The organism is Acrocarpospora sp. B8E8 (assembly GCF_039871605.1).
Taxonomy (GTDB): Bacteria; Actinomycetota; Actinomycetes; order Streptosporangiales; family Streptosporangiaceae; genus Acrocarpospora; species Acrocarpospora macrocephala.
Genome location: NZ_JBDPLV010000149.1, coordinates 1 through 8,303 on the forward strand (window position 1 = coordinate 1; position 8,303 = coordinate 8,303).

Annotated in this window: 9 protein-coding genes; 6 read left to right on the forward strand and 3 right to left on the reverse strand. The window is 68.5% G+C overall.

Features of this window, described 5'->3' with window-relative positions; all coding sequences use genetic code 11:
* Positions 1-141: 141 nt before the first annotated feature.
* Both ABGB08_RS53840 and ABGB08_RS53845 read right to left on the reverse strand, forming a co-directional pair.
* The gene (locus tag ABGB08_RS53840; RefSeq protein ID WP_155352098.1) at positions 142-375 is read right to left on the reverse strand and encodes a DUF3073 domain-containing protein; all 234 of its coding nucleotides are present in this window, start codon (positions 373-375) and stop codon (positions 142-144) included.
* A gap of 151 nt (positions 376-526) precedes the next feature.
* Positions 527-1,621 carry a Glu/Leu/Phe/Val dehydrogenase dimerization domain-containing protein gene (locus ABGB08_RS53845; RefSeq protein WP_347608112.1) on the reverse strand — a complete coding sequence of 365 codons (1,095 nt, stop codon included), beginning with the start codon at positions 1,619-1,621 and terminating at the stop codon, positions 527-529.
* A 130-nt stretch (positions 1,622-1,751) separates the two neighbouring features.
* Here ABGB08_RS53845 and ABGB08_RS53850 point away from each other — a divergent pair, with 130 nt between their 5' ends.
* Together ABGB08_RS53850 and bldC are read left to right on the forward strand one after the other, a co-directional pair.
* Positions 1,752-2,606: a hypothetical protein gene (locus ABGB08_RS53850; RefSeq protein ID WP_155352100.1), complete on the forward strand. Its 855-nt coding sequence runs from the start codon at positions 1,752-1,754 to the stop codon at positions 2,604-2,606.
* A 321-nt stretch (positions 2,607-2,927) separates the two neighbouring features.
* A complete protein-coding gene (gene bldC / locus ABGB08_RS53855) occupies positions 2,928-3,131 on the forward strand; it encodes a developmental transcriptional regulator BldC (RefSeq protein WP_013133571.1) in 204 nt (67 codons plus the stop codon).
* Positions 3,132-3,254: 123 nt separating this feature from the next.
* Here the strand turns inward: bldC and ABGB08_RS53860 are convergent, their stop codons facing one another.
* Entirely contained in the window at positions 3,255-3,950 is a 696-nt protein-coding gene (locus ABGB08_RS53860; protein ID WP_347608123.1) for a TetR/AcrR family transcriptional regulator, read from the reverse strand.
* 130 nt (positions 3,951-4,080) lie between these two features.
* Between ABGB08_RS53860 and ABGB08_RS53865 the strand changes: the two genes are divergently transcribed.
* From ABGB08_RS53865 to ABGB08_RS53880, 4 genes are all read left to right on the forward strand, one after another.
* Positions 4,081-5,184, forward strand: coding sequence for a LacI family DNA-binding transcriptional regulator (locus ABGB08_RS53865; RefSeq protein WP_347608126.1), 1,104 nt, complete (start codon positions 4,081-4,083; stop codon positions 5,182-5,184).
* 76 nt (positions 5,185-5,260) lie between these two features.
* Positions 5,261-5,509, forward strand: coding sequence for a hypothetical protein (locus ABGB08_RS53870; RefSeq protein WP_347608129.1), 249 nt, complete (start codon positions 5,261-5,263; stop codon positions 5,507-5,509).
* 102 nt (positions 5,510-5,611) lie between these two features.
* Complete coding sequence (locus ABGB08_RS53875) at positions 5,612-6,439, forward strand: N-acetylmuramoyl-L-alanine amidase (protein WP_347608132.1); 828 nt, start codon at positions 5,612-5,614, stop codon at positions 6,437-6,439.
* Positions 6,440-6,541: 102 nt separating this feature from the next.
* The coding region (locus ABGB08_RS53880; protein WP_347608135.1) for a beta-N-acetylhexosaminidase at positions 6,542-8,303 on the forward strand (1,762 nt) is incomplete at its 3' end.

Below are 8,303 nucleotides of genomic sequence, written 5' to 3' on the forward strand. Positions count from 1 at the left end.
CCCCCCCCCCCCCCCCCCCCGAAATACGGCAACGACGAATAGCGCTCCGGGTGGCCGGAGCGCTAAGCCCTTACGAGGGCGGCGAAAACACCCGGCATAGCCGTGCCATGCCGGGTGTTGTTTCGCTAGGTCAGGAACCGCTCAACGACGGCTCCCGGGTGGGTCGTCCCCATCGTCCTCGTCGTCGACGGCGGCATAATCGGCATACCGATCTGCCAACTCGTCATAAGGGTCGTGCTCGTCATTGCGGTCGGAATCGACGTTGTCCTCGACTCCGAGCTCCGCACGCAGGCGCTCAAGATCCGTGCCGCCGCTGTTGTACTTCAGCTGGCGGGCGACCTTGACCTGCTTGGCCTTGGCTCGGCCGCGCCCCATTGGCTCGACCCCCTCATGCGGGGTCGTGCCCGACCCCTCGTCGCTAACGCACCACGCACTGACGCCACCTGACTTAGGGCGTCAGCCTCTCGTTCGCCTACAACCGTACCTGTTTTGCGCCCCGCTCGGTACGCCGTCTGGGCGGCGGCAGTCAGCGGCCCAGCCAAATGGCTCTAAGCCGCCCGACTTCCGACATTCTGCGCTCTGCCAGCCTATCTGCTGCGACGGCCGGGGGGACGCCCTCGTCGTCGGCGATGGCGAAGATTTTCTGGGTGGTGGCAAAAATCTGAGCCGCCCTCGCTTTGGCCCGCTCCATGTTGAAGCCCGCGATCTCGTCAGCGACCTGGATGACCCCGCCCGAGTTCACCACGTAGTCAGGCGCGTACAGGATGCCACGGTCGGCCAGCTGCTTCTCCACGCCGGGATGGGCGAGCTGGTTGTTGGCCCCGCCGCAGACGATCGTGGCGCGCAGCGTGGCCACCGTGTCGTCGGTGAGGGCGCCGCCGAGGGCGCAGGGCGCGTAGACGTCGATGTCCGCGGTGGCCAGGGCCGCGGCGTCGGGGAGCGAGTCGACCTCCGGGTGGCGGTGCCGTACCCGCTCGACGGCCTGGTCGTTGACGTCGCAGATCACCACCTCGGCACCGTCCTCCAGCAGGTGCTCGACGAGGCGGTGGCCGACCTTGCCGACGCCTTCCACGCCGACCCGCTTGCCGCGCAGGCTGGGGTCGCCGTAGCGGTGCGCGGCCGCGGCGCGCATGCCCTGGAACACCCCGTAAGCGGTCAGGATGGACGAGTCGCCCGCGCCGCCGTGGGCGAGGGTGCGACCGGTCACGTAGGCGCACTCGCGGCCCACGATGTCCATGTCCTCGCTGTAGGTGCCCACGTCGCAGGCGGTGTAGTAGCGGCCGCCGAGGGACTGCACGAACCGGCCGTAGGCCCGGAGCAGGGCTTCGGTCTTGTCCGTGGCGGGGTCGCCGATGATGACGGCTTTGGCGCCGCCGTGGTCCAGGCCGGCCAGGGCGTTCTTGTACGCCATGGCCCGGGCGAGGTTGAGCACGTCGGCCAGGGCGGCCTGCTCGTCGGGGTAGGGGTAGAAACGGGTTCCGCCGAGGCCCGGCCCGAGAGCCGTGCTGTAGATGGCGATGATCGCGTACAGGCCGCTGCGGTCGTCCGCGCAGAACACGACCTGCTCGTGCCGGGAGTTTCGGCTCGGTTCCTGGTGGGAGAGCCCGAAGACGTCGGTCACTGTGGTGACTCCTGATCGTCTCTGTCCGCCGCTCCATTGCGGCGGATCTCACCCTCCAGGGTAACGACGATCATGGATTGCGAGCAGGCGGACACTGCGCGGATCCGTTTCGCATGGCACGATTCGGGGTGTGCTGCCCTACGCCGCGTACCTCCGCGTCTACGAGCCGCTGACCGCATTTCCGGAGCGGGATCGGCTGGCCTGGGCCAGGTATGCCCAGAATCCGGAACGTCCGAGGCGGGCCGGGGCGCTTGAGGTCGAGCACGAGGAGTCCGTCCGGCGCATCCTGCGGGTGCCGCCGTTCCCCGCGCCGAGCGCGGAAAGCCACAACGCCTACCTGCGGCGCGTCGACGACGTGCTGTACGTCTGCCCGTGGCAGAGCCGGCTGCGCTCCTGGCTGGCGTTCGCCACCTTCCGCGGCAGCATGCCGGTCAAACTGGCCGACCGTTTCGTGCCGACCCCGGTCGCGGAGCGTACGGCCAACGAGTTCGACGCCTTCAAACGCGGCGAGCCGTCCCTGCGCATGCACATCAGGACCAGCACCTGGCATGTCCCGACCCCGTGGTTCGTGCCGTTCGACTCGGCCGAGCGCTGGCTGGTGCTGCGCGGCGAGGAGTCGGAGGGCATCACGATGGCCCCGGCCAGGAACATGCTCTACGTGACGTCGATGGCGCAGGCCCGCAAGCGGGTGGCTCGGGCCCTGGTGGTCATCCGGCGGCATGTCGGCGACGTGGACACGCTGACCGACGTCGAGGACGTGGGCCGCTGGCTGGAGGAGTTCCACCCGCACTCGCTGGTGGAACTGGACTACGGCGGCCTGGTGCACCTGATGGACGACGAGACCTTGCAGGCCGACCAGTCCGTGGCCGAATTGGCGGCGGCTCTCACGGGTTTGGACAACGGTCAGGAAGAACTTGCCTTCGCGATGTATCAGCGGGTGATCCTCCGCTGGAGGTCGATCCAGAGTCTGGAGTCGGCCAACTGAGCCCCAACCAGTGGGGCTGACCTGCGGCTTTGGGTCATGAGATGGTCGATGGGACAACTGCGAACTGAGTAGTTTGCCGTTTTCACTGCGATACCACGAAACGTGTCGCTAGAATCACCGAGCGTGACATCAACACGTGGTCGAGACGTTGCGCCCAGAGGGCTCGCCAATCGCGCTACGTGGCTGTATGGTCACATCGGGTGATGCCGCAAATGGTCCAAGAAACCGCACGTTATGGATCATTGGGGGACATCCGTGACAAGCGCCAAGATAAGTCGCAGGATCGCTGTCGCCGGTCCACACGGAGGAGAGGCCGCACAAATGTCAGCTCGTACACCCGAGGCCGAGCCACTGCTCACCCCGGCGGAGGTCGCAACCATGTTCCGCGTCGACCCCAAGACCGTCACTCGGTGGGCGAAGGCGGGCAAGTTGACGTCCATCCGCACCCTCGGCGGACACCGGCGTTACCGGGAAACCGAGGTTCGGGCGCTGCTCGCGGGCATTCCGCAGCAGCGCTCGGAGTAGTAGCGGGGGATCGCAGCACCTAGGGGGACGAACGGCGCGCTCGCGTCAGCGATGTGAGCGCGTCCACATCACATCCCGGTACCAGATGTGATCCGGCGCCGCCCGCCCGGCGCCGACCCAACCCTAGGAGCTACGTGTGAGCCGCTCGACCTCCGGGTCGTAATCGGCGGCCACCCCCACCAGGGCTACCATCTGCTCGCCCAGCAAGCGCTCCAACGTGGGCCGATCCAGGTCGCGGTGCTCCAGCCAGTCGAGCCCCGCCGTCTCCACGGAGGCGATCCACGAGCGGAGCGTGATGCGCAGCACCGGGCTGGGCGCGGTGACCCGCATCTGGCTCATGATCAGCTTGAACAGGCGCTGCCGGACGCCGTCGACGATCTCACCGATCTCGCCGGCACGATCGGCCGGGCCACCACGGAGGAGCGCCGCGAACCCCGCGGCGTGCTCCTCGACGAAATCGAAGTAGCGCCGCAGTCCGGCGGCGAGCTCGTCGATGGGCCGGCCCCCCTGCTGGGGGTGGAGTCTGGCCTCCAGCTCGTCGGCCGCGCTGCGTAACGCGGCGACGTAGAGCTCCTGCTTGCCGCCGAAGTAGTGGTAGACGAGCGCCCGGGAGGCGCCGGCCGACAGGGCCACGTCGTCGATGGAGACGTCTTCCGCGTCGTGCTTGCTGAAAAGCTCCAGCGCGGCGGCGATCAGTTCCTCACGGCGGCGGTCGACACTCAGCCGCCTGCGCGCGGGCCGCTGATCTGACTGGTTTGGCTGTTCTGAATTGTCCCGGTCCTTGGCGTCAAGTTTCGCCGGCCGGGGAGTTGCACCCACACTGTCGAGACTATCGGAGTCGCTAGCTGACAGCGCGCTCCAAAGCGATCAAGATGGATTTACCCGTACCTTATCCGGGATTCGATCGTTCTGTCTGACAGGTGCACGTCCGCGCATCGTGGGGAGAACCATGTCAGGACCGTCAATGCAGACCACTGCCCGGCACGACATCGCGGTACCCGTACCGGATTCCGGACTCGCCGACGGGTTCAGCCCGCGGCCACGACCGACGATCCGCAACGTCGCCGAGCGCGCGGGCGTATCGAAGTCACTGGTCTCCCTGGTCCTGCGCGGGTCGCCACATGTCAGCGAGCATCGCCGGGAGGCGGTTCTCCAAGCGGCCAGAGAGCTGGGGTACCGCCCGAACGCGGTGGCCCGCAGCCTGGTCGAAGGCCGGACCCATCTGGTCGGGGCGCTCGTCGCCGACCTGCACAACCCGTTCTACGCCGAGTTCCTCGACGGGCTCCAGGAGAGCCTGCACGGTGAGGGCCTGCGCCTGCTGATCGGCAGCGGTCGCTGGGACCCGGCGTTCGAGGACGAGGCCGTCGAGGCGTTCCTCGAACTGCGCGTCGACGGGCTCGTGCTGCTGGGGGTCGCCCCCTCCAGCGACACCCTGGCCGAGGCCGCCGCGTACACCCCGACCGTGGTGGTCGGCGAGCGCGACGTGGAACTCGACAGCGTCGACATCGTCGTGGACGACGATCAGCTCGGCGCCCGGCTGGCCGTCGATCACCTGGTCGAGCTGGGCCACCGCAGGATCGCGCACATCGAGGGCACGCCGTCGTCGGCCGCCCGGTGCCGGTGCGAGGGGTATCTGGTGGCGATGCGCAGGCACGCGCTCGCGCCGTACATCATGGTCGAGCACGGCGACTTCACCGAGGAGGGCGGCCGCCGCGCGGCGCGGGCCCTGCTCAACCGGGAGCCGCGGCCGACGGCGATCTTCGCCGCCAACGACGTGGTCGCGCTCGGCGTGCTCACCGCCGCCAGCGAGCTGGGCCTGCGGGTGCCGGAGGACCTGTCGGTGGTCGGTTACGACAACACCCACCTGGCCGCCGTCCACCACATCTCGCTGACCAGCGTGGACCAGCCGCGCCGCGCGATGGGCCGCTCGGCCGCCGCGCTGCTCAGCGACCGCATCTGCGAACCGGGCAAAACCTCCCGGCTCCGCCAGGTCACCCCCCAGCTGGTGGTACGGCGCAGCACCGGTGCCGCGCCAAGCGACGCTCAAAGCTAGGTCAATCGCGGCGGCGTCATGTTCCGGCAGGTGTTGACTGCGGGCATGACGCCGATGCATCGACCTGGGGGAATGAATGCGTGATCCGGAGTTGGTCTCCTGCGCCCAGCGCGCCGCGGCCGAGCTCGAACGGGCCTGGGGTCACTGGCGGGCCACGCGAGGCCGTCCCGCGGACGTGAGCATCGAGTCGGTCGCCAGCTACGTGGCGCACTCGATCGACCATCCGTGGGGCCGCCCGCGGGTGGTGCTCGGCCTGGACGCCGAGGACGCCAGGGAACTGGCCGCACTGCTGCACAAGCAGGAAGCCGCGGAAGCCGCCTGGTAGTTCTCTTCGTCTCTGGGTTTTCTCGCTAATCACGGTCTGGTCACGTCCCTGCTGCGCGTAGGTTGGGACGTTGACAGGCCTCAGCGAAGGGAACCAACCGCGATGAGTCGTCGTTCGGCGGTCGCCGCCGCAGTCCTGGCCCTGATCGGGCTCGGCGCCGTGGCGTGCGGCGGCACGGCGGGGGCCGGAACCGGCTCTGACGCCACCGCGCCGCTCGAAGTCAGCAAGAACGGAACCGCCCGGGCGGCAGGCGAGGCCGCCGCCCCGGCGAAGCCGCTCGACGGCAAGGTCATCGTGATCGATCCCGGGCACAACGGCGGGAACTACAAGCACCCTGAGATCATCAACAAGCAGGTCAACGTGCTGACCAAGTGGAAGGCCTGCGACACCACGGGGACGGCCACCAACGATGGATACTCCGAGGCCGCGTTCAACTGGGATGTAGCGCAGCGGCTGGCCAAGTTGCTCCGCGCCAAGGGCGCGACGGTGAAGCTGACCAGGGCCAACAACACCGGTGCCGGGCCGTGCATAACCAAGCGGGCGGCGATCGGGAACGCGGCCAAGGCGGATGCGGCGATCTCCATCCACGCGGACGGGTCGGCGGCTGGGAACCACGGCTTCCATGTGATCATGCCGAAGAAGATCAACGGTCCGGTGGATCCGGTGGTCGCGGACTCCAGGAAGCTGGGGATCACGATCAGGAACGCGGTGCACACGGGGACGGGGATGCCCTATTCCACCTACATCGGGTCGAAGGCGCTGGATTACCGCACCGATCTGGGCGGGCTGAATCTGTCGTCCGTGCCGAAGATCTTCCTGGAGTCTGGGAACATGCGGAATGCCGGGGACGCGGCGAAGTTCAAGAGCGCGGCCTGGCGGCAGAAGCTGGCCGCGGCGCTGGCGCAGGGGTTCCAGACATACCTGAAATGATCGTTTATCGGTCTTTTGGGGCATATCTGGGGCATGGATAATCACGGATCTTCGCAACCGGTGAAGCCGCCGGGCCGGGCGGCTTCTGGGCATATCTCGGGCATGGAGAGCTTGCTGCCACGTCCCCGCTTCGCGGAAGCCGCGCCTGGTGTGTTCACCTTCGCCGTCGGGTCGCTCGTCGCCGGTCCTGCCGATCTTGTCGATTCGGTACGGCTTGCGCTCCCCGTCCTGGACCTGCGCCGTACGGATGGCGCGGTGGGGACCATGGAGCAGGACAGAGACCTAGGCCGGACCAGTGGTGTGGCAAGGACCGTGAAGCGGGACGGAGATCTGGGCCAGGCCGGTGGCGTGGCAGGGACCGTGGAGCGGGACAGAGACCTAGGCCGGACCGATGGTGCGGCGGTAGTGGCCGTGGAGCGGGATGGGGATCTGGGGGCGGAGGCGTACTCGATCGCGATCTCCGAGGCGGGGGTGAAGATCTCGGCGGGGGATGCGGCGGGGGCGTTCTACGCCGGGCAGACGCTGCGACAGTTGCTGCCGGTGGAGGCGTTCAGGGCGGCGGCGTTGCCAGGAACGGCCTGGACGGTGCCCTGCGGGCGCGTGACGGACGCTCCGGCGTTGGCGTGGCGGGGGGCGCATCTGGACTTGTCCCGGCATTTCCTGCCGAAGCGGGAAGTGTTGCGGATGGTGGATCTGATGGGGGTGCACAAGCTCAACCGGCTGCACCTGCATCTGGCCGATGACCAGGGCTGGCGGGTGGAAAGCCGGGCGTTTCCTCGATTGCACGAAATTTCGTCGTATCGGGCAAGCACGACGACGAGCTTCTTTGGCGAGGAGCCCTCGGATGACGGCATCCCGCACGGTGGCTACTACACCTTGGCCGATCTGAGCGAAATTTCGGCATACGCTCGGGCGCGCTCGGTGACCGTGGTCCCGGAGATCGACGTCCCCGGCCACGCCTCCGCCATCCTCGCGGCCTACCCGGCCCTGGGCGCCAAACCCACCGAATCCCACGAGGTCCTCACCCGCTGGGGAATCTCCCCGGCCATCCTTTCCCCTCTCCCACCCACCCTCGACTTCCTCACAACGATCTTCGACGAGCTCATCGACGCCCTCGGCCCGCTCCCCTACTTCCACATCGGCGGCGACGAGTGCGTCCTCGACGACTGGGCCACCTCCCCCGAAATCTCCGCCCACCGCGAATCCCTCGGCCTGGCCACCCCCGGCGACCAGCACGCCTGGTTCCTCCGCCAACTCGCCGACGCCCTGGCCACGCGAGGCAGCCGAGCCGTCGTCTGGGACGAGGCCTTCGTCAGCGGCCGCCTCCGCCCCGACACGATCGTCATGCCCTGGCGCGGCATGAACGTCGCCCACCGCGCGGCAGCCGCCGGCCACGACGTCGTCATGACCCCCGTCTACCCCCTCTACTTCGACTACGCCGAAGCCGCCACCCCCACCGAACCCCTCGCCATCGGCGACACGATCACCGTCGCCGACGTGGCCGCCTTCGCCCCCGTCCCCTCCTCCTGGACCCCCGCCGAACAGGCTCACGTCGCAGGCGCCCAGTTCCAACTCTGGAGCGAACGCATCCCCGACGCCCGCACCCTCGACTACCGCGCCTGGCCCCGCGCCTGCGCCGCCGCCGAAATCACCTGGACCGGCCACCCCGCCCCAAACTTCCACGACCGCCTAACGGCCCACCTCCCCCGCCTAGACGCCCTCGGCATCGAATACCGCCCCCTCACCGGCCCCCACCCTTGGCAACGCGGCGGCGGCTGGCGCACCCACCGCCCCGGCGCCGTCCCCGTAGCCGACGTAATGCGCCACCTAGACGGCCTAACCCAATCCCCCGACTCAACCCGAC

Coding starts and splice junctions, on each gene's coding strand:
- ABGB08_RS53865 (WP_347608126.1), top strand. CDS start 4,081: ATGTCAGGACCGTCAATGCAGACCACTGCCCGGCACGACATCGCGGTA.
- ABGB08_RS53875 (WP_347608132.1), top strand. CDS start 5,612: ATGAGTCGTCGTTCGGCGGTCGCCGCCGCAGTCCTGGCCCTGATCGGG.
- ABGB08_RS53870 (WP_347608129.1), top strand. CDS start 5,261: ATGCGTGATCCGGAGTTGGTCTCCTGCGCCCAGCGCGCCGCGGCCGAG.
- bldC (WP_013133571.1), top strand. CDS start 2,928: ATGTCAGCTCGTACACCCGAGGCCGAGCCACTGCTCACCCCGGCGGAG.
- ABGB08_RS53840 (WP_155352098.1), bottom strand. CDS start 375: ATGGGGCGCGGCCGAGCCAAGGCCAAGCAGGTCAAGGTCGCCCGCCAG.